Below are 24,293 nucleotides of genomic sequence, written 5' to 3'. Positions count from 1 at the left end.
CGCACCCGCACCGTCGTTCAACGACACCAGCGGAGCACCCGCCGCGATCGCCATGTCCATGATCTTATGGATCTTCGTCGCATGCGCCTCACCCAACGCACCACCGAAAATCCGGAAATCATGCGCATAGACGAACACCGTCCGTCCCTCGACCATCCCCCACCCGGTGACCACACCATCCGTGTAGGGCTTCTTCGCCTCCAGCCCGAAACCGGTCGCCCGGTGCCGACGCAACTGCTCGACCTCCTGGAAAGACCCCGGATCCAGCAACAACTCGATCCGCTCCCGAGCCGTCAGCTTGCCCTTCGCATGCTGCGCCTCAGTCGCCCGCTCACCCGGACCCCCAACAGCCCGCGCACGGATCTCGTGCAACTCCGCGACCCGACCACGGATGTCGGTCGGTCCGTCCTCGGCCGCGGCGGGGGTTATCGTCATCGACATCTCGTCAGATCCCTTTCTGAGGGGCCGAGCTTCCCGTCACTGCCAGCCGCGCGTTCCCCGAGGGCCGTCCGGCCTCGGTCGCCGCCACCAACGGGAGCTGCTGACCGGCCGCTTGTCCTGGCCCCCGGCGGCCTTCCGGCCTCGCAGGGCGAGCAGTACGACGGTGATCGCGGCCAGTTCCTCTTCGCTCGCCCGCCCGCGTACGACACGCAGGGCCGACTCCTCGCGGTCCATGCCGCCTCCTCCAGCGTTTCGGCCACCGTCCGTCAGCGGACTCAAGGCTCGCTTTCGGGACCCTTGAGCCCCGATCGAATCCCCGTCGATCCCCGACGAGACCGAATCGCACAGCCCCCCGAGAGCACACAGGACCCCATAACAAACCAGCTTCCTGGTTTGCACGACACCACTGACAGCAGGACAGAGCCGGTGACGCCGGTGACGCCTACGACGGGACGGACGAGAGAGGCCGACCCCGGCCCCTCAGACCTGTCCGACCTCCAGGTCGGCCACCCGCTCCGCCTCGGCGACGATCCGCGCCCCCCGGTCGGGCGCCGTATCGAGCCTGATCAGCGCCGCGGGCGTGGCGATGGCGGGGAGGATGTGGTTGAAGAGGACCGAGACGCGCTCACCGAGATCCGACCACCCGGACGACGCCTCGGACACCATCTGCGTGCCGAGCCACGCCCCGAGGAAACACTCCGCGGTCTCGGACGGCACGACATGGGGCAGGACCTCGCCGCGTTCCTTGGCCTCGGTGAGGTGTTTGACCGACACCTCGGTCCAGGCCGGCCAGACGCTCCCGAACAGGCGTCGGCCCTCCAGGTCCCCCGACAACCGGATTCCGGCGAGCAGGACGACGTCCTGGGGGATCCGGTGCGCCAGCGCCATGCCGGCGTCGACCCATTCCTGGAGCTTCAACTCCCGCGGCGCCCAGTAGTCGTTGGCGGGCTGTGCCTCGACGACCCCGCGCGCCAGGGACTCCTTGGAGTCGAAGTGGAAGTACAGCGCGCCCTTCGTCACTCCGGCCCGGGCGAGGATCTCGGCGATGGTGGCGGCGGCGTAGCCCCGCTCGGCGAAGACCTCGGCCGCGGCGCGAATAACAGCACGGCGGGTACGTACCGCACGCTCCTGCCGCGCCATGGACCCTCCCATGTGCAAAATCCAAACCGGACGTGACGTACCTTACTCCCTCAACAGACGGGATTCCCCGGCCCCACAGGGAGCAATCACGCCACGCGGCGACCGACCAGCCACCGGCCCGCGGCACACGGTTCGAGGCGCGGCTCAAGGTACCCGGCGCCCGCAAAAAAAGCCGGGTGGAGACACTCACTCCACCACGACGACCACAGAACGGCCCCAGACAACTACACGGACGACTACAGGGGCAGCGAGATCCCCTGCTCCCACTCCTGCGACGAGGTGGGCCCGCCCTCCGACCGTTCCGTCTTGCGCCCCTTGCTCCCGGGCGCCAGCGTGGTCGGATCAACCGCCTCGGCGGGCGCCCCGGTGGCGTACAGCCCGTCGGGGACGGCGTCCCGGTCGTGCGGCAGCAGCCAGAACACCCGGCGGCGGAAGGTGCCCGAGGAGCGGGACGGCTTGGCCTCCGGACCGAGCAGCGCGTACCCGACCATCCGCCCGTCGCGGTGGTAGGCGGGTCGGCCCCGGCGCGTGGGCAGCCGGTCGAGGCTCTGTCGTACGTAGTCGAGCTTGTCGACGTCCTCGAGCCAGATGAAGTCGACCTCGTGGATGATCTCGTCCTCTTCTATGAGGGCGCTCATGCTGTCTCCTCGTCGGCGACCAGTCCGATGCCCGGGTAGTACTTGCGCTGGTTGGACAGGATCATCTCCTTCGGAGACGCCAGCCCCAACGCTTCGCGTACCCGCGCCGCGAAGGCCCGGGACGAGACCGCCGGAGCCCCTTCATTCTGACACCAGGATTTGTAGGCGGCGTAGAGCTGTGCCTGTTCCGCCCTCAGTTCCGTCCCAAGACAACACGACTCACCCAGGAACCTACCCGTGTGGTCCTCGGTCTCCGCATACGCCGTCGTGGCGATCAGCACCCGCTCGGGTCCCGCCAGGTCCCGAGCGCCGCTCAGATAGCGGCGGGCGCCCAGGATCAGCCAGTTGAGGATGCCGGGCCCCTCCTCGGTGACAAGGATGTCAGCCAAGTTGTCGATCTTGCGATTGTCGGGCACGACCCGCTCGAACGGGATGAGCCGCATCCGCCGCCAGAACGCGAAACCGCCGGTGCCCACCTCGGGCCGGTGGTTGCCCAGCAGCCAGAGCTTGTGCGTCGGCTGGAAGCTGAAGAAGTCCTGCCGCATCCGCCGCGCCTTGATCCGGTCGCCGCCCGTCAGCAGCTTCACCCGCGCCTCGTCGAACCGGTCCCCCGGCTTGACCTCGCTGCACACGATGACCCGCCGGCCGTGCAGCTCGGCGAGGTCGGTCGGGTGTCCCTCGTACGGGCGGGCCATCAGGAATCCGGGCGGCGCCGCGTCCGCGTAGTCCCCGACGAGCTTCATCACGACGTCCAGCAGCACCGACTTGCCGTTCTTGCCGGAGCCGAACAGGAACGGCATGACCTGCCCGCCGACGTCCCCGGTGATGGAGTACCCCAGCAGCAGGTGCAGGAAGTCGATCATCTCCGCGCCCTCGGGCCCGTCCCCGAAGGTGTCCGCGAGGAACAGGTCCCAGCGCGGCGTCGGCATCGACTGGGGAGCCGCGGTGGTGGAACGCGAGTGGAAGTCCTTGTCCGGGTCGGGCGTACGGATCAGACCGGTGCGCAGGTCGACGATCCCGGCCGGCGTGCACAGCGCGTACGGATCGGCGTCCAGGCGAGCCGCGTTGAGCACCATGCCCGGCGCCGACTTGGCCTGGGTGAGCATCGCGTTCATCCCGCTGGTGCTCAGCGCCCGTCTGCGGTGCTGCTGCAGCGCGGCCGAACTGTGCACCCCGCGCGGATCGTCGGTCGCCAGCGACTCGGCCAGGTCGCCCGCGGCCCACATCACCGTGTCGTCCTCGTCGATCTGCCAGCGGGTGCTGTCCCAGCGGTACCAGCCGAGCCCGGGCACATGCCGGTAGTCGTTGGAGTAGAGCTTCACGAACAGCTTGGCGTTGCCGCGGTCGCTGAGTGTGTCGGGCAGCAGTCCGTCGGCCGTGGCCGCGCCGTCCGGCACCCCGTCCGCGACACGGACCTCAGGCCGCTGCCGCGGCAACGGCATACTGCGCTGGGCGAGGATCTGCGCGGCCACGGCCTGGGCGTCGAAGAGCGCGTTGTCGTCGGTGGTCACCCACGGCCTCCCGGGGACAGCGGGCGCTGCCGGCCCGCGCTCAGACCACCGCGGATGATGGCGTGGTAGCGGCGCTGCTGCCCCGGCCGGGCATGCTCCGCGACTTCCTCCAGCACCCGTTCGGCCTCCTCCTCCGTCAGGTGCCCGGCGGCCACCAGCCCTCCGGCGGTGTACGCGGCCCGGTTGAGCTTCTCGGAGAACCCCGCCCCCTCCACCACTGCGGCACACGCGGCCACCTCCGCGAGTACGGCGGTCAGCGCGCGCTCGGCGGCCACTCGCCCTCCCCCGGCGGCCAGCACGGCCTGCCGGGCCCGGGGCGGCACCGGCCGCGGCACCGGCACGTGCGCGGGCGGCAGATGACCCGTGCGCTCCAGCTCCCGCGCCAGCCAGCCCGGCAGGGGGGCGGGCTCCCGCACCGGCCCGACCGGCTCGTACACCCCGGCACCCGTGACAGTGCCCGGCGCCACGATGTACCCGCCGTGCGCCCGTACGTCCACCTGCCAGGCCAGGGCGCGGCTGCCGCCCGACCCGGCGGAACACTGCCAGTGCTGCCCGCCGGAAGCCCGGTACCAGACGTGCAGGCCCCCCGAGGGCGTCCGCACCCGCAGGGTGGCCTCGTCCTCGGCGGGGCTGTGCTCGTCCCTGAGGGCGGCCAGCACGGCGAGGGTGTGGAAGCCGTTGTCGAGCCCGGTCAGGTCGACGTCGGCGGAGATCTCTATGCCGGGCAGCAGCCGGTCCCGGTCGGGCAGCGCGTGGCCGTGGGCATCGATGTCGATGACCACCAGACCCGCCGGGCCGCAGGCGATCCCGACACCGAAGCCAGGGTTGGCCCCCCACCACTGCTCGACGCGTGCGTAGTCGAGGGTGGCCGCACGGAACCCGTGGCACCAGCGACCGGCGGCCAGACACGCGCATCCGCGGTGGGTGTGCCCGGGTTCCCGGCAGGCGTCGCAGTTGCCCGCGGGCGTCTTGCGTCCCGGGGAGAGCGGGTGCACGGGCCAGCCCCGGCCGACACACCACCGCGCGGTCGCGAGGGACCGGGCAGCCACCCGCGCTGAAGCTGAAGAGGGCTGCCTTGAGTCGCTGCGTGAAACCCGCAGCTCAGGAGCCATTCATTTCCCCCACCAGCGACCGAAGCGACTCAACGATTGGGACAGGTTAGCGAACCACGAAGACAGAAGGGGACACACTGGGGAACAAATAAACACGCGTGTCGCTCCAGTCACTCAGCGACCGAACACCCTGTGTCCCAGCGACCCTACGCCTTTCGGTCGCTTCCCCAGTCGCTCGACAAAACCGCAGGTCACAGGCCACCCACCCTCCTGAATAGCGACTGAAGCGACTCAAGGTCCCTATATATGACGCACACACGCACACACGCACACACGCGAATGTCTTGATATACCCGGACCTTCGGTCGCTTGAGTCGCTGTTTCCTCTCCAATCCCCCATCTGGCCAGGGACTTTTCCGCAGCGACCCAAAGCCCCGCCCATCGGGTTCGGTCGCTCCCCTTCAGTCGCTGTCCACCTCGCCCGCACCCCCTGCCCCGTCGGGTCACACCGCAGCGACTCAAGCGACGCTTAAACGGACTTGGGCAAAAACCGCTCCCCCCCTTCCTCGCCCAACCCCGTCCCCCAGTCGCTTCAGTCGCTCTCCTCCCCCGCCCGCCAGGCCATCAACACCGAGGGCTATTACGCCGTAATAGCCCTCCCACCCACCTCTCCTCACTGCCCCCAGGCGGACGAGGCCGACGGGAGGACCCCCGGCACTCCCCCGGTCCAGGCCCCCCAGCCCCTGGACCATCACCTGACGCTCCACCACTCCCCCACCTATTACGCCGTAATAGCTCCACCCGACCTAACCCCACCCCCACCCCACCGCACCCCTACCGGGCAAATGGACCACCACTCCCCACTCCGGGCAGTCAACTTTCCCTAACTAACGTGTCGGTCGCCATCTGGATCTTGCGCGTTAGTAAGGTAGCCCGCATGAGTTCTCCAGCCACCTCCAGCGACCGCGAAAAGGTCGTGTCCAAGCTGCCGGGATGGCTCCGGCAGGACCTCAAAGTCAGAGCGGCCCAACACGGCCTCGACATCCAGACCGCCGTGGAACAGGGCATCACCGCCTGGTGCGACCTGGCCTCCGCGAGGGAGACCGTCGACACCTCGGGCGCCGACTCCTTCTCCACCTTCCTCCCCCAGGGCCAGTGGGACGCCTTCAAGGGCATCGCCACCGACCGCGGCGTCTCCCTCATCCAGGGACTCGCCCAGTCGGTCAAGCTCTGGCTCGACACCAACCCCGCCCCCGACGTCGTCCGACCCGCCGTCACCCGGCGCATCGTCGTCTGCAACCAGAAGGGCGGCGTCGGCAAGACCGCCATCACCGCCGGCACCGGCGAAGCCATGGCCGAGGACCCCAACAAGCTCTACTCGGTCCGCGTCGCCAAGCAGCTCGTCGCCGCCCTCCGCGCGGCCACCGCCGAACAGGACGCCCCCGACAACCCCCTGGACGTCGAGAACCTCCCGGGCCTCGGCATGCGCGTCCTCCTCGTCGACTTCGACCCGCAGAGCCACCTCACCAACCAACTCGGCGCCGCCCCCCTCCCCATGCACGGCGACAGCCTCACCAATCACATGGCGGGCGACCCCAAGGGCGATCTGCGCGACCTCATCGTCTCCATCAACGACGAGCACTTCGCAGGCCGCCTCCACCTCCTGCCCGGCTGCAACGACGCCTTCCTCCTCGACGTACGCCTCTCCGCCGTCCGCGCCCGGGAAGCCGCCCTCGAACGCGCGCTGGCCCCGCTGGAGTCCGACTACGACGTCATCCTCATCGACTGCCCGCCCAGCCTCGGCCTCAGCATGGACGCCGCCGCCTACTACGGCCGCCGCCGCGACAACGAGAAGCCCGGCCAGTCCGGCGCCCTCATCGTCGTCCAGGCCGAGGACAGCTCCGCCGACGCCTACGAGCTCCTCACCACCCAGATCGAGGACCTCCGCGCCGACCTCTCCCTCGAGATCGACTACCTGGGCATCGTCGTCAACCTCTACGACGGCCGCCGCGGCTACATCGCCACCTCCTCCCTCCAGGGCTGGGTGGACATAAAGGATCCGCGCGTCGTCGGCCTCATCGGTGACCTGAAGGAACAAAAAGAAGCCGTACGCATGAAGCAACCGTTGTTGTCCTACGCCCCCAAGTCCCAGCAGGCCGTCAGCATGCGCGCCCTCGCGCGGGAGATCTCATGACCAAGAAGGCCGAGCAGCTCGGCGCGGGCCGCTTCGGCGGCTCCGCACGGCCGGTCAGCGCCCGGCGCGCGGCCGTCGCCGCCGCCACCGGCGTCCCCACCGACGGCGTCGCCCCACCCACCGAACTCCCCACCCACCGCGTCAGCCTCAACCCCGACAACCCCCGCTCCACCCTCGGCGACCTGACGGACCTCGCGGGCAGCCTCGGCACCCACGGCCAGAAGCAGGCCATCACGGTCATGAACCGCGACAGCTACATCAAGGCCAACCCCACCCACGAGGACGACCTCGAACCCGATACCCACTACGTCGTCATCGACGGCAGCAGCCGTCTCGCGGCCGCCAGGGAAGCCGGCCTGACGACGGTCAAGGTGATGGTGAGCGACGACCAGGGGAGTACCTCCGAGGAACTCCTGGAGTCCGCCCTCGTCGCCAACATCCACCGCCAGGACCTCGACGAGCTGGACGAGGCCAAGGCCCTCAACCGGCTCCTCACCATCCACGGCAGCCAGACCGCCCTCGCCAAGCGCCTCCACCGCTCCCAGGGCTGGGTCTCCCAGCGCCTCGCCCTCCTCAACCTCACCCCGGAACTCCAGTCCCGCATCGGCCAGGACCCCATCGACCTTCTGCGCGCGGTGGGCAACAAGCCGGCCGAACACCAGGAGACGGCCCTCAAGGAACTCAAGGAAGAACGAGCCCGCAAGGAGTCCGAGAAGCCCCCCCAGAAGCCCGGCAAGCGCCCCGCACCCACCGCACCCCCGGAGTCCCCCACCTATTACGACGTAATAAGCGACCCCACGCCAGAGGCACCCGAGCCCCCTGCCACCACACCCACGACCCCAGCCCCCGAACCCGAACCCGAAGCCGCCACCGCCGCTACGCCGGAGGCCCCCGCGGACCCCCCGGCCGTCCCCGAACCCCGCACCGACTCCCCGAACCCGCCCAAGCTCCCCTACGACGACGGTGCGTTCCTGGCGATGCACCTCATCCGCAAGATGACCGACACCGAGTTCGACAAGATGCTCCACATCCTCAACGAGCACCAGGCCCAACGCACCACCACGGACCACTGAACGCCAACAGCGTGGGGGCCCTACCAGTTCCGGTAGGGCCCCCACGCTGTTGGCCATTACGCCGTAATAGCTTTCCTCAGCCGCCGACCTCGGACATGAGCGTAACGTTCATGCGATCCGGCCGAGGAGTCGGTTCACATGAACGAAAAGTACATCTGAACCGACCCTGCCGACGGTCGAGGACCTCACATCACACGCCGCATGGGTACGACGTTCTCCTCGCCGGTCGCCAGGGGAGTGAGCCGGTAGTAGACGATGTTGGAGAACCGGTCCGACTGCTCCAGCCAGCCGGCCTCCACCAGCTGCCGCCGCATCCGGGAGAACACGGTCGGAGTCATGTCGACCTCCGCCGCCAGCTCCTGACCTGTCATCCGCACGGCCCCCGCACGGTCGGTCGGCATCATCGCGTACATCAGCACGATCAGGCGCTGACTAGCGGACAGGCCGGCTGTACGCCGTAGGAGCGATCGGTAGTACTGACCCTCGTGTGCCTTCATTGGCCCTCCCAACCCCGGGCAACTGGCTCGGACCATCCGGGGATGTCCGGCGGGTTCCAGCCCCTGACCGCTTCCCGCTGTTCGAGGCCCGGACCGTGGAACGCGATATAAGGACTGATCCTGTAGAGCTTGATACGACCCAGTTTCCCAGTCTCGACGATGAGACGGTGTCTGGCCAGCTTCTTGATGATGCGCCCCAGAGCATCGGCGGTCATCCCGACCTCTTCGGCGATGTCCTTGCCCGTACGCCGCACCGGTTCCATACCCGGGGGCGAGACACCGATGAACCAGAGCACCATGAACTTCTCGGCGGGAGTGAACCCGGACGACTTCCGAGTGATGGCTCGCACCCGTTCCTTGTCGACGGTCGCGTGCCAGCCGCTGTAGGCATAGGGCGCCGTGGGGACGTTGTTGCCGAACTCGTCCACCACACGCCGTACTGGCCGTGCTGCTGCCAACGTACCTCCGAACCTCGGGCATTGCTGATCGGATCATGCGAGCCGACCCGGAGATCGGTTGAGATGAACCTAACGTACATGGCTGCCTAGTCAATGCATGCCCTCTCCTCGGTCGTGTCGCATGACCTCCACGCACAATTCCCGTGGTTTCAACATGTACTTATGGTTCATCTGAAACGACCCTAAGGTCGGGTGCAACCGATCCCAGGATCGGGTTACCCGATCCCAGGATCGGCTAGGAATCACCATTTCCGCAGGTCAGAGCTCTGCAAGTTCGGCGCCCTCTTATAAGGCATCAACACCCGCACCCGTTCCCCGCATCGCCACTGTCCCCATGGGCTGATCCAACGGACGAACGGCATCAACGGGCGTGGCTGATCAGGGTGGGTGGCTCGGGTGGCCTCCGCACCAAGCACTCCACCGCAAGGCCCTCCGAGCTTCCGTTCGTCGGCTGAGGTCAGGAAGGGGGAGGGGGAGTGGCACCGGCAGGGAACGAGGCCACAACAACCGTGTCCGTACGACTGCTCACCGCGTTCTATGAGGCGGCGGTCACCAAGGTGGAAGCAACGGAGCGGGCGAGGCCAGTGCCGAATGCCGGAGACAGCCCGGACGATGCGATTTCTTCGATCCGGTGGGCCAGGAGTTTGCACTGGTCGAGCACGGCTTGGAGCAAGGGGAGAGGGCCGGGGAGGAGCGGTCGTGGTTCAGAAGTTGGCCTTGCCCCGGACGGGGACGTAGTCCGTGTACACGGACTCCTTGTCCAGCAGCCCCTCGACCTGCGCCACGATGGCCGGGGCGGCCTCGGTCGCGAAGACCCGGTGGTGGTCCTCCTCGCTGGTCCAGCCCTCGGTGACGTGGACGACGTCGGGGTCGGACGCGGAGCGGGACACTCGACGAACCACCCGGTCCGCCTCCAGGGGTGGAGGCGGACCGGGTGGTGGTGGGGTGGGGCGGTGGTCAGCGGACGGTGGTGACCCGGTGCTCCTTCAGCGCGGCGCAGTTGGAGCCCGTCACGTACACGTACACGTTGTCGATGTGCCCGCCCCAGTCGACGCAGTAGCCCTTGCCGTACACCGAGGCCGGACCGGCGTACGACGTGAACTGCCCGTAGTCCTGGGCGTACTCGTCGGTGGCGGGGACGTAGACCCACGCGCCCATGTCCTTCGCGGTGCCCGGGTTGGTGCGGATGGTCGCGACGCAGTTCTTGCCGTTGGAGGCGTTGTAGGTCAGGTAGACCGTGCCCTGCGACCCGATGGGCGCGGAGTTGACGGTCTTGTAGCTGCTCCCGCAGACCTTCTGCGGCGTGGTGTTCGGTGCGGCGGAGGCGGGTGCCGCCAGAGCGGTCGTACCTCCGACCGCCAGAGCCGCGATCGCGGCACCGGACAGCACAGAACGGCTGAGTCGCATATATCCCCCTTGTGGTCTTAGGAGCTCCTTACTCCTGACAGGTCAGACACGTTCCCTCACTGAATGGTTGTGCACCCGATGCGAAGGGGAAGTCGCCCCATCGAGCGACCCCGCTGCGCGGGCGGTCGGCGTAGCGTGACCGTCATGACGGCTGACGGCGAGGCGCTGCCCGGCGGCATGGTGAACGCGGGGTCGGTCTTCCGCCGGGGCGCGCTGGTGGAGCGGCCGGCGCCCCGCAACGCCCGTGCCCTGCACGCCCATCTCCGCGCGTTGGGGGAGCGCGGCTTCGACGCGGCCCCCGTCCCGGTCGGCCGCACCGCCGACACCCGCGCCGCGTGGTCGCGGGACCTGGCCGACCCGGAAGGGGGAACGATGCTGTGCCACAACGACGTGTGCCCGGAGAACGTCGTCTTCCGCGACGGCCGCGCCGCCGCCCTGATCGACTTCGACATGTCGGCCCCGGGGCGCCCCCTCTGGGACGTCGCCATGGCCGCCCGCTACTGGGTGCCCGCGATCGATCCCGTGTCCGCGGCCGTCCTCCACCCCGCCGGACTCGACGCCCCCGCACGGCTGCGCGTCCTCGCCGACGGCTACGGCCTCTCGGCGCAGGACCGCGCCGCGCTGCCCGGCGTCATCGAGCAGGCCACGGAGGTCTGCCGGGCCTTCGTCGCCGCCCGCGTGGCCCAGGGCGACCCCGTGTACCTCCGGTCGCTGGCCGAACACGGCGGATGGGAACGCTGGGACCGCATCCAGACCTGGCTCACAGCCCGACGCGAGACGTTCACGGCCGCCCTGCTGACCTGACCGCCGCCCTCGCCGCTGCCCTTGCTGCCGCTCCGGCTGCCGCGGACCGCTCGGTACGACGTCAGCTTCCTCCCTGCTTCCTCCTGCTTCCTCCCGTTTTGTTCGGTCGCTCGCCCGGGGTTCTCCCGTAGTTGTATAACCGGCCGCGATCGCCTCCCGTCCCCGCCGAAGGGTCGTCCCGTGCTGCCCGGAACACGTGTCCGTCCAAGACGTACCGCCGTCGTGCTGGCCACCGTCGCGCTGGCCCTGTCCGGATGCTCCGCGCACGCCGGGAAGGACAGTCCGGCCCAGGGCCACGGCCCGGGGCAGACCGCGTCCGGCGGCGCCACGCCCTCGTCCCACACGAAGGCCGCTCCCACCCGGCCGCCGAGGACCGCCGTCCAGTTCGTCGCCCGCGCCCGGCAGAGCCTGCGCGGCGAGAAGGGATGGACCTTCGCCCTCATCGGCAGCGAGTCCGTCACCCTGCGCGGACAGGCGCCCACCTCCGCCACCTACGGCGGCACCGTCCACCGCACCACCGGCACCAGGGCGCTCGAACAGACCGGCACGACCACCACCGGCAAGGGCGAGCGCAAGCGGGAACTGGTCTACGTCGTCGGCGGCACGGGGTACGTGAAGCGGGGCGTCGCGGCGTGGAAGAGGGGACCGCTGTCCGACACCGGCATCGCCGACACCGTCGAGGACCCCGTCGCCGACCTGGACGACTTCGCGGCGTACGCCAGGAGCGCGGAGGTGAGCCGCACGGGTGGCGGCGTACGCCTCCGAGTCACCGCCTCCGGCTGGCAGTTGTCGGCCGCCCGGACGCGTCCCGCGCTGCGGCGGGCGGTCCGGGAGGCGCAGCCCACGCTCACCCAGCTGCGCGCGGCGGGCGTGACGGCGACCGAGGCCCGGATCACCCTGCGGAGCTTCACCGAAACCTGGGACCTGGACGCGGCCCACGGCTACCGGCCCACCGCGCACCGCTACGCCTTCACCTTCCTCGTGCCGTTCCAGGGCGGGGACATCACGATGAGCCAGGAGCTACGGGCCACCAACCGCGGTGTGTTCACCGGCACCGTGACCCTGCCCGCCGCCGCCCGCTGACCCGCCGCCCGCTTGCTTTGTGCGTTTCTTGTCCGCGCTTTGAGCCGTCGCCCCCAGCATGGTCCCGGGCCCGCGGGGCCACCACGTCGTCGGTGCTGGGCAGGGGAGTGGAAGTGGGCAGCGACTGGTTCCGGACGTACACGTCGGCCGAGGGGCGGCCCGTTGGCCCGGGTACCGCTGCGCGACTGGTCTGCTTCCCGCACGCGGGCGGCGCGGCCAGCGCGTACGTGCGGCTCGCCCGGCGCCTGGCGCCGGACGTCGAGGTCCTGAGCGTGCAGTACCCGGGCCGGCAGGACCGCCGGCACGAGGAGCCGGTCGCGGACATCGGCCGGCTCGCCGACGCCCTCGCCGAGGAGGTCGTACGGCACGTCCCGGGGAGCTACGCGTTCTTCGGCCACAGCATGGGCGCGCTCGTCGCCCACGAGACGGCCCGCCGGCTCCACGAGCGCGGCGCGCCCGCTCCCGCGCGGCTGTTCCTCTCCGCCCGCGGGGCGCCCGGCGCCGGGCCCGGCCCGCACGACCGGATCGGCACGGACGCGGAACTCCTTGCCGTCGCGGCCCGCCTGGGCGGCACGGCGTCCCATCTGCTCGACGACCCGGAGGTACGGGACATGGTCCTGCCCGCGCTGCGGGCCGACTACCGGGCGCTCGCCGGCCACGTCGGGGCGCCCGGCCCCCGACTGCGGCTGCCGTTCACCGTGCTGATCGGTGACCGCGACCCCGTGGTGACCGTGGACGAGGCCGCCGCGTGGCACGAACTCACCGCCGCCGACGCGGAGTTGCTGGTCTTCGAGGGCGGCCACTTCTATCTCGACGATCACCTGGACGACATCGCCCGCATCGTTGGGGCCGCGCTGACCGGGCCGGCCCGCGCCGTGGCGCCGGACCGGCCCTCGGCGTACGCGGGCACCCCGCACACCGGGTCCGGTGGCACGTGGAGCTGACCCGCTGGCCGGACGTGTGGATCGGCGCCGCGGTCACCCTTCCCGGGGCGCGGGAGGAGGCCACCGGCGGCGGGGACAGGGCGCGTTCCGTGCTCCGGCCGGCCGGTGCCGCGGGCCCGGCGGACGTGGTGCTGCGCGCGGCGAGGGCCGCGCGGGAGCGGCCGGGGGCGCCGGCAGGCGCGTTGGACCTGGTCGTCCACGCCGCGTCCGGGCGCGACCGTGCCCGGGGCGGCACGGCGGCGCGGGTGTCGCACGGCCTCGGCTGCCGCGGCGCCACCGCGTGGGAGGTGTGGCGGCCCGCGGGCGGGGGAGTGCTGGCGCTGCACCTGGCGGCGCGGTACGTCTCCGGCCGCCCGTGGACCCCGCTGACCGCCCTGGTCACCAGCGAGGGCGGTACGGACCGGCCGGGGACGCGGGGTGGCCGCGGTGCCGGACCCGGAGCGACCGGACTGCTGCTCAGCACGACGGCCGGCGTGGCGCGGGTGCTGTCGACCGCCGTGCTGGACGACCAGTCGCACGGCGCCCTGTTCCGCTCCGACCTCGCCTGGCGGGTGCCCGCCGCACGGACGTTCCCGCGCACGCCCGCGTGGGTCCGTGACCGCGGGCGGCGGACGGCCGCCGGGCGGCAGCAGGGTGTCGACCGGCGGGAGGGCGTCGACGGGCTCGGGCCGGAGGAGCACGAGGCGGTCCGGCTGGCGCTGGCGGAGTGCGGACGGAAGATGGCCGACGTGGTGCGGTTCGCCCTTCCTGCGGCCGGCGGCGGCACGCCGTCGTGCGACGAGATGGCCGTCCTGGTAAGCCTGTTGGACGAGGAAGCGCTGCGGCGCGGGGACATCGTCGTGCTGGCCGGAGGCGACCGGCGGGGCTTCGGCTGCGCCGTTCTGGAGAGGTGCTGAGCGCGATCCTTTTGCTGCTTGGACGGTCGCTCTAGTTACCACTTGGCTTTTTGTTCTTACTTGACTGAAAATCTTCCTCCTCCCCATAGTTATCAGGCATATTCACGATCACTTAACGGCTGTTTGCCCCTATATATGAGCGCTGTGGGCGTAGTTCAGGCTGTACAAAGCCCTGCGCGGATGGTTTCCTCGGACGTGCAGAGCGGGGCTCTCTGAAAAGGGCGTTCGTTCTAGTTCGGTCGTCGGGCGATGCAGTGGGGGCTTCGCGATGTGGTGTGCACCCGCCTCGCCCACGTCGTCTGCCGTCGCCGTCGCCAGCGCCGCCGACGGCCACGCCCACCTACCCCGGCACGACGGTGCCGCCCGTGCGGCGGCCCGTGTCCTGTTCGTCGTCTCCGTCGCCCGGAATCCCACCTGGTCCCCGAAACGAGCACCGGCCGCACCGGAACAGGAGCGTGCGTTGTGAAATTCAGGCTCAGCGGTCCCTTCGAAGTCGTCGCCGACGACGGAAGGGTCCACGCACCCAGAGCCCCCAAGGTCTGCCGGCTCCTGGCCGTGCTGGCGCTCCAGCCACGCACCGTGGTCGCCACCGACACCCTGATCCGGGAACTGTGGGGCGAGACGCCCCCGGCCGGCGCCCTGCGCACCCTGCGGACCCACGTCTACCACGCCCGCCGTCTGCTCGCCGACATCCGGCCCGGCCCGCCCGGACGCCAGTTACTGGTGACGAGGGGACCCGGTTACCGCCTCGACGTGGACGACGAGGACGTCGACGTCCGCACCCTCGAACTCCGCGTCCGCAGCGCCCAGCGGGAACTGGACGACCACGCCCTCGACGCCGCCGCACGGCACGTCAACCGGGCACTCGCGCTGTGGCGCGGCCCACTGCTGAGCAATCTGCCGGTCGGTGCCGTCCTCGCGGGCCGCACCGCCCGCATGGAGGAACTGAGGCTGAGGGCCCTGGAGTTGCGCGTCGAGATCGCGAGTGCCCGCGGCCAGTTCCGGCAGATGCTGCCCGACCTGCGCGCCCTCGTCGACGAGTACCCCCTGCACGAATGGTTCCACGGCCAGCTCATCCGGGCCCTGCACCAGGTGGGCCGCAGGGGCGAGGCACTCCAGGCCTACCAGAACCTCTACACCATCCTCAGGACCGAACTGGGCCTGGAGCCCTCGGCCGAACTGAAGCGCGTCCAGACCGAGATCCTGACCTCGGCCGGCACCACCGACCTCCGCCGGCCGGACCGCCGGGCCGCCTGAAGAGCGTGCGCCATCCGTCCTGCGACGGGCCGCCCGTGAGCAACGGCGCCACGGTGCGGTGAACACGAGGAACACGAGGACCGCAGACCGCAGCGACGCGGACACCTTGCCAGTGCGGCGCCTTGAGATCACTGCCGGGAAATCCGAGCCGTACCACCTGGGGGAGCAATGCAGTTCCGCATACTGGGCCCGCTCGAAGTACTGGATCAGAACAGACCGGTCGTCCTGCGCGGCACCAAGCAGCGCGCCACACTCGGATTCCTGTTATTGCACGCGAACCGGGTGGTTCCCACCAGCCAGCTGCTGAACGCCCTCTGGCGACTGGACGAGGCCCCCACGACCGCCCGCAAGATACTGCAGAACGCGGTGTACGGGATCCGCGGGCTGCTCACCCCACGGGCCCCCGCCTCACAGCCCGACACCTACGCGCAGACCGGCCCGGCACTGCTCACCCAGACCGCCGGCTACATGATGCGGGTGCCACCCGAACACGTGGACGTGCACTGCTTCCACCGGCGGGTCGCCCAGGGACGCGAGCAGCGCGCGCAGGCACCCCAGCAGGCGGCGGCGCTGCTGCGCGAGGCGCTCGGCCTGTGGCGCGGCCCCGCCCTCGCCGACGTGGTGGAGGCCGGCATCGACTGGCCGGAACTCGCCGCCCTGGAGAAGACCCGGCTGGACGTCATGGAGGACTACTTCGACGCCCAACTGGCCTGCGGCCGCCACTACGACGTGCTGCCGGAGCTGGAGACCATGGTGCAGGCGGAGCCGCTGCGGGAACGCTCGTGCGGCCAGCTGATGCTCGCCCTGTACCGGTGCGGCAGACAGGCCGACGCGCTGAACGTCTACACCCGGCTGCGGGCCGAACTCGTCGAGAACCTCGGCCTGGAACCCGCCCGTGAGCTGCAGGACCTCCAGCAGGCCATCCTCACCCAGGACCTCTCGCTCTCCCCGGGCCGAGGCACCCGGCTGCCCGAGCCGGCCGGCGCCGGCAGACCGCGGGAGGCCGTCCGGCTCGGCGTGCGCACCGGCACCGGGCCGGTCACCGCGGCGGCCGGGCCGACGCCCTCGCCCGACCGGAACACCAAGGTCCGGCCCGCCGACCCGGCCCGCCGCCGGGTGGGCGTCCTGTCCGTCGGCACCCGGCTCGCCCCCACACTGGGCGGCGGCGCCCGCGCCAACCGGGACGACCTCCTCGACGGCACCACCCTCATGGTCCGCGAGCAGATCGAACGGTTCGGCGGGAAGGTGACGGCCGCCATCGGATCGGTGTCCCTGGCCGTGTTCGGCCTGGACGACCCCGGGGAGGAGGACGCCGGCCGGGCCGTGCTCGCCGCGCTCGCCCTCAGGGACGTCCTCGACGGCGGAGCGGAGTCCGCGCCGCTGACCGTGCACGCCGCCGTGACCGTGGGCGACGTACTACTGAGGTACGCCGACCCCCGGGACGCGCCCACCGTGGTCGGCACCGTCCTCGACGAGTCCCACACCCTGCTCTCCGAGGTGCCCGCCGGCGAGGTGTGGGTCCACGACCAGGTGCGCCGGGCCACCGTGGGCACCATCGCCTACCGCAAGCTGGAGGACGCCCCGCACCTGTGGCGGGCGACCGGCCGCCGCGAGAGCCCGCAGGACCTGCCGGACGGGGACGGGGCCTGGCAGCTCTGCGAACTCGACGTGCTGCGCGGGCTGGTGCGGCGGACCTGGTACCGGTCCGTGCCGCACCTGGTGACCGTCCTCGGCGAGGCCGGCGCGGGCAAGAGCCGGCTGCTGGAGGACTTCCGCGACTGGACCACGCACCAGCCCGACGGGGTGCTCTTCCTCACCGGGCACGCCCCCGCGGCCCCCGACGACGACCCCCTGCAGGCCCAGGCGGAGATGCTGACCGCCTACTGCGGCATCCGCCCCGGCGACGACGCGGAGGCGGCCCTGGTGCGCAAGGCGCGCTCGCTGTTCCGGTCGGAGCGGACCGTCGACTGGATGGTGCCCCGGCTGCTGCCGCTCGTCCGCGGCGCGGAGGAACAGTCCGGCGCCTTCGCCGACGACGACCGGCTCACCGACACGCTGCACGCCTGGTGCATGTTCTTCCAGGAGGTGGCACGCCGACGGCCCGTGGTCCTCGCCGTCGACGACCTGCACCGGGCCCCGGACCGCGTACTGGACAGCATGGAGGAGTGCGCCGGACTCCTCGGCTCGTGCCGGCTGTTCGTCGTCGTCACCGCGGGCCCCGAACTGCTGCTGCGCCGCCCGTCCTGGGGCGGCGGCAAACGCCACGCCACCACGGTGACCCTGGACCACCCCGAACGGGTCACCACCGAGCACCTGGCCGGGTTCCTGCGCTCCACCGCCGGCAACTGACCCACCCGCACCACGGACCGAACGGCGTGGACCGGCCCCGAAAAGGCCGGTCCACGCCGAGGCATGTCCGCGAACGGCCGGTAAGGCGCGCCGATTTCCCCGCGAAATCCATCGCCCGGTAATCGCCCGACCGGTTCTCCGGATGACTTCGCCATGACTGCGCACTGGTTTCCGCAGGCGCAGGATGTCATGACGACAAGGAGCGACATGAATTCGGAAACCGCAGCACCAGAACTGGCCGAACCCCATCTGCGTCGGCTGCTGGGCACCGCCGGGCTCGACGTCGAGTACGTGTCCGCGCAGGGCAACACCTTGTACCGCCGCGCGGGAGACGGCCGCGTCGTGCCCGTCCTCGACTTCGCCGGCGGCTACGGCTCCCTCATCCTCGGCCACAACCACCCCGAGATCGTCGCCCGCGCACGGGAACTGCTCGACGAGCGCACACCCGTGCACGCCCAGTTCTCCTCCCACCCCTACGCCAACCGCCTCGCCGCCGAGCTCAACCGCATCGTCCACCGCGAACTGGGCGTCGACGAGCCGTACTACGCCACCTTCGCCAACAGCGGCGCCGAGGCCGTCGAGGCCGCCGTCAAGCACGCCGAACTGGACCGCGGCCTCCGCCTGTCGGCCCTCCTGGAGCAGAGCGCGGCGAGCGCCGAGGACACCCGCGCGGCCGTGCTCGGCGGACGGGCGGCGATACCCGCCGGCGTGTACGAGCGGCTGGACGTGCCGCGTCCGGCGCGGGACGAGGACGGCATCGAGCTGCTGATCGCCGAGGCCGAGCGGCGCAACACCGCGGTCGCCGGGCGCCCGCCCGTGCTGCTCGCCCTCGACAACGGCTTCCACGGCAAGCTCATCGGCAGCGTGCAGCTCACCCACAACCCCGGCTACCGCACCCCGTTCGCGGCGCTCGGACTGAGCACCCGCTTCGTGCCCATGGACCGCCCCGACGTGCTGAAGGAGATCCTGGAGCAGGAGCGCGACACCCTGTACGAGATCCGCCACCGCGACGGCCGGGTCGAACTGGCCGAGCACGGCCACCCCGCCTTCTGCGCGTTCCTGCTGGAGCCGATCCAGGGCGAGGGCGGCATCCGGCCGCTGTCCGCCAAGTTCGCCGCCGACATCCAGGAGTTCGGCCGCGAGGCGGACTGCCCGATCGTCGTCGACGAGGTGCAGAGCGGCATGGGCCGCACCGGCGCGCTGCTGGCGAGCGCGGCGCTCGGCCTGCGCGGCGACTACTACGCGCTCGCCAAGGCCCTGGGCGGCGGCATCGCCAAGGCGTCCGTGATGCTCGTACGAGAGGCCCGCTACCGGCCCGAGTTCGAGATCGTGCACAGCTCCACCTTCGCCAAGGACAGCTTCTCCTGCCACATCGCGCTGAAGGTGCTGGAGCTGCTGGAGAAGGACGGCGGACGCGCCTACCAGCAGGCCGCGGAGCGCGGTGCCGCCCTCGCCGCGATGCTCGAACGGGTCGGGGCCGCCCACCCTGACGTGGTCAAGGAGGTGCGCGGCAGGGGACTGATGCAGGGCTTCGAGTTCCACGACCAGTCCGGGGCGGCGGACCCGCTGCTCGCCGGGGCGGCCCGCTCCGGCCTGTTCGGCTACGTCATCGCCGGACACCTGCTGCACGCCCACGGCATCCGCACCTTCCCCACGGCGAGCGCGGTGCACACCCTGCGGTTCGAACCCTCCGTCCTGCTCACCGACGACGAGATCGACCGTCTGGAACGGGCGTTGACCGACGTGGCGGAGATCGTGCGCGACCAGGCCTCCGGCCGGCTCGCCGTACCGGCCTGACGGCCCGGCACCACGCCTCGCGCGCCGGCCGTCCGGAAAGGGAAAACGGCCGGCCGGGAAACACGGGAACGGCCGGCCGGGAAAAGGGCGGTACCGGTCGCCGAAACATTTCGCGCCGATCGGAAATCCCCCGACGGCCGCCCCGTCTTTCACCGAAACGCCTGACGAATTCCTCCGGTCGCACGGCCCCGTCCACCGTTCGCGGTGTTCCGGATCGGCCCGTGCCACCGACCTCCTCGGGAATCCAGCCATGAAAGGGCAGCGGAACGTCATGATGAGTGAGAAAGCTCCGGCGGGCGCCGCGACCGGCCACGACCGCGACGAGCCCATCGCCGTGGTGGGCCTCGCCTGCCGGCTGCCGGGCGCCGACGGCCCTTCGGCCTTCTGGGAACTGCTGACCAGCGGCTCCAGTGCCATCACCGACGTACCCGAGGGACGCTTTCCCGGCCCCGAGGCCGCGGCCGTACGACGCGGCGGGTTCCTCGACGCCGTGGACGCCTTCGACGCGGCGTTCTTCGGCATCTCGCCGCGCGAGGCGGCCACCATGGACCCCCAGCAGCGGCTCGTCCTCGAACTGGCCTGGCAGGCACTGGAGGACGCGGGCATCGTCCCCGCCTCGCTGCGCGACACCAGCACCGCCGTGTTCGTCGGCACCCTGCGCGACGACTACACCAGCCTGCTCTACCAGCGCGGGGCCGCCGCCGTCACCCAGCACACCATGACCGGCGTCAACCGCGGTGTCATCGCCAACCGGGTCTCCCACCACCTCGGACTGCGCGGCCCGAGCATGACCGTGGACGCCGCCCAGTCCTCCTCCCTGGTCGCCGTCCACCTGGCCTGCGAGAGCCTGCGCACCGGCGAGTCCACCGCCGCCCTGGCCGCCGGGGTCAACCTCAACCTGCTCGCCGAACACACCCTCACCGAGGAGCGGTTCGGCGCGCTGTCGCCCGACGGCGTCAGCTACGTCTTCGACGCCCGCGCCAACGGCTTCGTACCCGGCGAGGGCAGTGGCGTCATCGTCCTCAAGCCGCTCGCCCGCGCACAGGCCGACGGCGACCGGATCTACGGCGTCCTCCTCGGCAGCGCCGTCAACAACGACGGCGCGACCACCGGCCTGACCGTCCCCAGCCAGGAGGCGCAGCGCCAGGTGCTGCGGGCCGCCCGCACCCGGGCCGGGGTGGCCGCCGGTGCCGTGCAGTACGTCGAACTGCACGGCACCGGCACCCCCGTCGGCGACCCCTTGGAAGCCGCCGCCCTCGGAGCCGAACTCGGCGCCGACCGAACCCCCGACACGGCCCTGCACGTCGGCTCGGTGAAGACCAACATCGGGCACCTGGAGGGCGCGGCGGGCATCGCCGGACTCATCAAGACACTGCTCGCCGTCCACCACCGCCTGCTCCCGCCCAGCCTGAACTTCGCCACCCCCAACCCCGCCATCCCGCTGACCGACCTCGGCCTGACCGTCCACACCCGAACCGCCCCCTGGCCCCGCCCCGACCACCCCCTGATAGCGGGCGTCAGCTCCTTCGGCATGGGCGGCACCAACTGCCACGTACTGGTGGCCGAAACCCCGGCGACATCGGCAACCCCCGAACCCCCCGTCGCCGAAGTCGCCGAAGCCGGTGGCCCGGCGGTGCTGCCGTGGGTGATCTCCGGGTCCGGCCGGGCCGCGTTGCGCGCCCAGGCGGCCCGGTTGCACGCCCACGTCACCGGCACGGGCACCGGCACCGGCATCGAGACCGGCACCGGCGCCGGGTCCGAGCCGCGGGACGTCGCACGGTCCCTGGCCACCACCCGCGCCGCCCTCCGGCACCGCGCCGTCGTGCTGGGCCGGGACGCGCGGGATCTGCTCGACGGGACCGCGGCGCTCGCCGCCGGCCGGGTCGACCCGGCCGTGGTGACCGGCACCGCCCGCCCCGGCCCGGTGGGCTTCGTGTTCACCGGTCAGGGCGCGCAGCGCGCGGGTATGGGCATGGGGCTGTACGAGGCCTTCCCGGTGTACGCGGCGGCGTTCGACGAGGTGGCGGCCGCGCTGGCGGCCCGGCTGCCCCTCTCCCCGGCCGACGTGATCCGCTCCGGCACCGGGCTCGACGACACGCTCAACACCCAGCCGGCCCTGTTCGCCGTCGAGGTCGCGCTGTACCGGCTGGTGGAGTCGTTCGGGCTGCGCCCCGACTTCGTCGCCGGACACTCCATCGGCGAACTCGCCGCCGCACACGTCGCCGGAGTGCTCGACCTGACGGACGCGGCCACGCTGGTCGCCGCCCGGGCCCGGCTGATGCAGTCCGCCCCGGCCGGCGGAGCGATGATCGCCGTACAGTCCGACGAGGCCGAGGTGGCCGAACTGCTCGCCGAACGGCCGGAGTTGGCGCTGGCCGCGGTCAACGCCCCGGACGCCACCGTCCTCGCGGGCGACGCCGACGCCGCCGCCGAGGTGGCCGCCGTGCTGTCCGCCCGGGGTCGGCGCACCCGGCGGCTGACGGTCAGCCACGCCTTCCACTCACCGCACATGGACGGCGTCCTGGCGGACTTCCGCCGGGCCGTCGACGGCCTGACCCACCACACGCCGCGCATCCCCGTCGTCTCCACGCTCACCGGCGCCCTCGCCCACGGCGACGACCTGCGCACCCCCGCCTACTGGGCCGACCAACTGCGCGGCACCGTCCGGTTCGCCGACGCGGTGCGCGCCCTGCACGCCCAGGGCGTCGGCACGCTCGTGGAGATCGGCCCCGACGCCGTACTGGCCCCGGCCGCCCGCCGCACCGTCGACGAGCTGACCGCCGTGCCCCTGCTGCGCCACGACCGCCCCGAGCCCGAGGCCCTCGTCACCGGTCTGGCCACCGCCCACGTCCACGGCGCGTCCGTCGACTGGGGCCGCTTCCCTTACGGCGCGACGGCGCGGCGCGTCGACCTGCCGACCTACGCCTTCCAGCGCACCCGCCACTGGCTGGACGACATCGAGGGACCGGCACCGGCCGTACCCCGGCCGACCGGGCGACCGGCACCGGCGGCCGAGGAGCCCCCCTCCGGCACGCCGGCCGACGCACGGCCCGGCGGTGAACTGGGCGAGCGGCTGCGGACGATGTCCGGGGCCGCCCGCCGGCAGGCCGTGGCCGACCTGGTCAGCGCACACGTCGCGGCGGTGCTCCAGTACGCCGGCGAGGAACCGATCGACCGGCACACGCCGTTCCAGGAGCTGGGGTTCAGCTCCCTGATGACGGTGGAACTGCGCACCGCGCTGGCCGAGGCCACCGAACTGCCGCTGCCCACCGGCCTGCTCTTCGACCACCCGACGCCGCACGCCCTGACCGCCTTCATCGAGGAGCGACTGCTCGGCGGCCCCACCACCGGAGCCGACACCGCCGCCGCGGCGGACGCCGACGAGCCGATCGCCATCATCGGCATGGCCTGCCGCTATCCCGGCGGGATCGCCTCGCCCGAGGACCTGTGGCGGGTCGTCGCGGACGGGACCGACGCCATCACCCCCTTCCCGCAGGACCGGGGCTGGGACGACGACCTGTACGACCCCGACCCCGAACGGCCCGGCAAGAGCGCCGCCCGGCACGGCGGATTCCTCACCGGGGCGGGGCGGTTCGACGCCGAGTTCTTCGGCATCTCCCCGCGCGAGGCACTCGGCATGGACCCGCAGCAGCGGCTGCTCCTCGAAACCTCCTGGGAGGCGGTGGAACGGGCCGGACTCCTCCCGCGGGAGCTGCGCAGCACCCGTACCGGCGTGTTCGTCGGCGCCACCGCCCTGGAGTACGGGCCCCGCATGCAGGACGCCCCGCCCAGCGTGCAGGGACATGTGCTCACCGGCAGCACCACGAGCGTGATGTCGGGCCGCATCGCCTACCAACTCGGCCTGATCGGGCCCGCGGTGACCGCGGACACCGCCTGCTCCTCCTCCCTGGTCGCCCTGCACCTGGCGATGCGCTCCCTGCGCTCCGGGGAGACCAACCTGGCCCTGGCGGGCGGCGCCGCGGTGATGTCGTCGCCGGGCATGTTCGTGGAGTTCTCCCGGCAGCGCGGCCTCTCCCCGGACGGCCGCTGCAAGTCGTTCGCCGAGGGCGCCGACGGCACCGGCTGGGGCGAGGGCGTCGGCATGCTGCTCGTGGAGCGGCTGTCGGACGCCCGCCGCAACGGTCACCGGGTGCTCGCGGTGATCCGCGGCTCCGCCGTCAACCAGGACGGCGCGAGCAACGGGCTGACCGCCCCGAGCGGCCTGGCCCAGCGGAACGTGATCCGGCAGGCGCTGGCCGACGCGGGCCTCGTCGGCGCCGACGTCGACGCCGTCGAGGCGCACGGCACCGGCACCACGCTCGGCGACCCCATCGAGGCCGAGGCGCTCATCGCCACCTACGGCAGCGACCGGGGCGAGCGGGAGCCGGTGTACCTGGGGTCGCTGAAGTCCAACATCGGCCACGCCCAGGCCGCCGCCGGGGTGGGCGGTGTCATCAAGATGGTGCAGGCCATGCGCCACGGCGTGCTGCCCCGCACCCTCCACGTCGACCGGCCCACCCCGCACGTCGACTGGTCCGCGGGAACCGTGGACCTGCTCACCGAGTCCCGGAACTGGCCCGCCACGGAACGTCCGCGCCGCGCCGCGGTCTCCTCCTTCGGCATCAGCGGCACCAACGCCCACGTGATCCTGGAACACACCCCGGCCCCGACCCCGGCCTCCGCCCCGGACTCCCCGCCGTCCCCGAGCCCTGCACCCGCCTCGGGCTCCGCGCTCTCCACCGGGCCCGCCCC

At 71.6% G+C, this 24,293-nt stretch carries 19 protein-coding genes and 1 pseudogene; 10 read left to right on the top strand and 10 right to left on the bottom strand.

Annotated features, from left to right (window positions below; translation table 11 throughout):
- The 6 genes from AB0F77_RS31890 to AB0F77_RS31865 all read right to left on the bottom strand — a co-directional run.
- A partial coding sequence (locus tag AB0F77_RS31890) for a carboxyl transferase domain-containing protein (protein WP_361955147.1) occupies positions 1 to 441 on the bottom strand: 441 nt, incomplete at its 3' end.
- A 36-nt stretch (positions 442 to 477) separates the two neighbouring features.
- Positions 478 to 675, bottom strand: a complete 198-nt coding sequence (locus tag AB0F77_RS31885) for an acyl-CoA carboxylase subunit epsilon (protein ID WP_361955146.1) — start codon at positions 673 to 675, stop codon at positions 478 to 480.
- 246 nt (positions 676 to 921) lie between these two features.
- Positions 922 to 1,581, bottom strand: a complete 660-nt coding sequence (locus tag AB0F77_RS31880; protein ID WP_361955145.1) for a ScbR family autoregulator-binding transcription factor — start codon at positions 1,579 to 1,581, stop codon at positions 922 to 924.
- A 236-nt stretch (positions 1,582 to 1,817) separates the two neighbouring features.
- Entirely contained in the window at positions 1,818 to 2,219 is a 402-nt protein-coding gene (locus AB0F77_RS31875) for a DUF6009 family protein (protein ID WP_361955144.1), read from the bottom strand.
- Entirely contained in the window at positions 2,216 to 3,661 is a 1,446-nt protein-coding gene (locus tag AB0F77_RS31870; RefSeq protein ID WP_361955150.1) for a phage/plasmid primase, P4 family, read from the bottom strand. Before AB0F77_RS31870 ends, AB0F77_RS31875 begins: the two co-directional genes overlap by 4 nt.
- 65 nt (positions 3,662 to 3,726) lie before the next feature.
- Complete coding sequence (locus tag AB0F77_RS31865; protein WP_361955143.1) at positions 3,727 to 4,842, bottom strand: bifunctional DNA primase/polymerase; 1,116 nt, start codon at positions 4,840 to 4,842, stop codon at positions 3,727 to 3,729.
- An 877-nt stretch (positions 4,843 to 5,719) separates the two neighbouring features.
- Between AB0F77_RS31865 and AB0F77_RS31860 the strand changes: the two genes are divergently transcribed.
- Complete coding sequence (locus AB0F77_RS31860; RefSeq protein ID WP_361955142.1) at positions 5,720 to 6,976, top strand: ParA family protein; 1,257 nt, start codon at positions 5,720 to 5,722, stop codon at positions 6,974 to 6,976.
- On the top strand, positions 6,973 to 8,049 hold the full coding sequence (locus tag AB0F77_RS31855; protein ID WP_361955141.1) for a ParB/RepB/Spo0J family partition protein: 1,077 nt from the start codon (positions 6,973 to 6,975) through the stop codon (positions 8,047 to 8,049). The genes AB0F77_RS31860 and AB0F77_RS31855 overlap by 4 nt, the downstream gene beginning before the upstream one ends.
- A gap of 185 nt (positions 8,050 to 8,234) precedes the next feature.
- Here the strand turns inward: AB0F77_RS31855 and AB0F77_RS31850 are convergent, their stop codons facing one another.
- The 4 genes and pseudogenes from AB0F77_RS31850 to AB0F77_RS31835 all read right to left on the bottom strand — a co-directional run bounded on the left by AB0F77_RS31850 (position 8,235) and on the right by AB0F77_RS31835 (position 10,411).
- On the bottom strand, positions 8,235 to 8,546 hold the full coding sequence (locus tag AB0F77_RS31850) for a replication initiation protein, RepL2 (protein WP_361955140.1): 312 nt from the start codon (positions 8,544 to 8,546) through the stop codon (positions 8,235 to 8,237).
- Positions 8,543 to 8,977 (bottom strand): helix-turn-helix domain-containing protein, encoded by a 435-nt coding sequence (locus AB0F77_RS31845; protein ID WP_361955139.1) that lies wholly within the window; start codon positions 8,975 to 8,977, stop codon positions 8,543 to 8,545. Before AB0F77_RS31845 ends, AB0F77_RS31850 begins: the two co-directional genes overlap by 4 nt.
- Positions 8,978 to 9,708: 731 nt before the next feature.
- A pseudogene (locus tag AB0F77_RS31840) lies at positions 9,709 to 9,906 on the bottom strand (antibiotic biosynthesis monooxygenase); the annotation flags it as partial.
- Positions 9,907 to 9,961: 55 nt separating this feature from the next.
- Positions 9,962 to 10,411 carry a spore-associated protein gene (locus AB0F77_RS31835; protein WP_361955138.1) on the bottom strand — a complete coding sequence of 150 codons (450 nt, stop codon included), beginning with the start codon at positions 10,409 to 10,411 and terminating at the stop codon, positions 9,962 to 9,964.
- A gap of 144 nt (positions 10,412 to 10,555) precedes the next feature.
- Here AB0F77_RS31835 and AB0F77_RS31830 point away from each other — a divergent pair, with 144 nt between their 5' ends.
- The 8 genes from AB0F77_RS31830 to AB0F77_RS31795 all read left to right on the top strand — a co-directional run.
- Positions 10,556 to 11,215 (top strand): phosphotransferase, encoded by a 660-nt coding sequence (locus AB0F77_RS31830; RefSeq protein WP_361955137.1) that lies wholly within the window; start codon positions 10,556 to 10,558, stop codon positions 11,213 to 11,215.
- Positions 11,216 to 11,437: 222 nt separating this feature from the next.
- A complete protein-coding gene (locus AB0F77_RS31825; RefSeq protein ID WP_361955136.1) occupies positions 11,438 to 12,298 on the top strand; it encodes a hypothetical protein in 861 nt (286 codons plus the stop codon).
- A 113-nt stretch (positions 12,299 to 12,411) separates the two neighbouring features.
- Positions 12,412 to 13,242 (top strand): alpha/beta fold hydrolase, encoded by an 831-nt coding sequence (locus tag AB0F77_RS31820; protein WP_361955135.1) that lies wholly within the window; start codon positions 12,412 to 12,414, stop codon positions 13,240 to 13,242.
- Positions 13,233 to 14,138 carry a hypothetical protein gene (locus AB0F77_RS31815; protein ID WP_361955134.1) on the top strand — a complete coding sequence of 302 codons (906 nt, stop codon included), beginning with the start codon at positions 13,233 to 13,235 and terminating at the stop codon, positions 14,136 to 14,138. Before AB0F77_RS31820 ends, AB0F77_RS31815 begins: the two co-directional genes overlap by 10 nt.
- Positions 14,139 to 14,600: 462 nt before the next feature.
- Positions 14,601 to 15,395, top strand: coding sequence for an AfsR/SARP family transcriptional regulator (locus tag AB0F77_RS31810; protein ID WP_361955133.1), 795 nt, complete (start codon positions 14,601 to 14,603; stop codon positions 15,393 to 15,395).
- A 168-nt stretch (positions 15,396 to 15,563) separates the two neighbouring features.
- Complete coding sequence (locus tag AB0F77_RS31805) at positions 15,564 to 17,744, top strand: BTAD domain-containing putative transcriptional regulator (RefSeq protein WP_361955132.1); 2,181 nt, start codon at positions 15,564 to 15,566, stop codon at positions 17,742 to 17,744.
- A 207-nt stretch (positions 17,745 to 17,951) separates the two neighbouring features.
- Positions 17,952 to 19,541 (top strand): aminotransferase class III-fold pyridoxal phosphate-dependent enzyme, encoded by a 1,590-nt coding sequence (locus tag AB0F77_RS31800; RefSeq protein ID WP_361955131.1) that lies wholly within the window; start codon positions 17,952 to 17,954, stop codon positions 19,539 to 19,541.
- Between the two features lie 274 nt (positions 19,542 to 19,815).
- Positions 19,816 to 24,293: beta-ketoacyl synthase N-terminal-like domain-containing protein (locus tag AB0F77_RS31795; protein ID WP_361955130.1), on the top strand; the 4,478-nt coding region annotated here is incomplete at its 3' end.

Origin of the sequence: Streptomyces sp. NPDC026672, from assembly GCF_040638185.1 — a bacterium.
In the GTDB taxonomy this organism is placed as follows: Bacteria; Actinomycetota; Actinomycetes; order Streptomycetales; family Streptomycetaceae; genus Streptomyces.
The sequence above is the reverse complement of the archived record's forward strand: the minus strand, read 5'-3'. Positions and strand labels throughout refer to the sequence as shown.

Excerpts from the sequence above, each read along its gene's own strand:
- AB0F77_RS31830 (WP_361955137.1), top strand. The coding sequence starts at position 10,556 with ATGACGGCTGACGGCGAGGCGCTGCCCGGCGGCATGGTGAACGCGGGG.
- AB0F77_RS31860 (WP_361955142.1), top strand. The coding sequence starts at position 5,720 with ATGAGTTCTCCAGCCACCTCCAGCGACCGCGAAAAGGTCGTGTCCAAG.
- AB0F77_RS31855 (WP_361955141.1), top strand. The coding sequence starts at position 6,973 with ATGACCAAGAAGGCCGAGCAGCTCGGCGCGGGCCGCTTCGGCGGCTCC.
- AB0F77_RS31870 (WP_361955150.1), bottom strand. The coding sequence starts at position 3,661 with ATGCCGTTGCCGCGGCAGCGGCCTGAGGTCCGTGTCGCGGACGGGGTG.
- AB0F77_RS31885 (WP_361955146.1), bottom strand. The coding sequence starts at position 675 with ATGGACCGCGAGGAGTCGGCCCTGCGTGTCGTACGCGGGCGGGCGAGC.
- AB0F77_RS31835 (WP_361955138.1), bottom strand. The coding sequence starts at position 10,411 with ATGCGACTCAGCCGTTCTGTGCTGTCCGGTGCCGCGATCGCGGCTCTG.
- AB0F77_RS31800 (WP_361955131.1), top strand. The coding sequence starts at position 17,952 with ATGAATTCGGAAACCGCAGCACCAGAACTGGCCGAACCCCATCTGCGT.
- AB0F77_RS31875 (WP_361955144.1), bottom strand. The coding sequence starts at position 2,219 with ATGAGCGCCCTCATAGAAGAGGACGAGATCATCCACGAGGTCGACTTC.
- AB0F77_RS31880 (WP_361955145.1), bottom strand. The coding sequence starts at position 1,581 with ATGGCGCGGCAGGAGCGTGCGGTACGTACCCGCCGTGCTGTTATTCGC.
- AB0F77_RS31850 (WP_361955140.1), bottom strand. The coding sequence starts at position 8,546 with ATGAAGGCACACGAGGGTCAGTACTACCGATCGCTCCTACGGCGTACA.
- AB0F77_RS31805 (WP_361955132.1), top strand. The coding sequence starts at position 15,564 with ATGCAGTTCCGCATACTGGGCCCGCTCGAAGTACTGGATCAGAACAGA.
- AB0F77_RS31865 (WP_361955143.1), bottom strand. The coding sequence starts at position 4,842 with ATGGCTCCTGAGCTGCGGGTTTCACGCAGCGACTCAAGGCAGCCCTCT.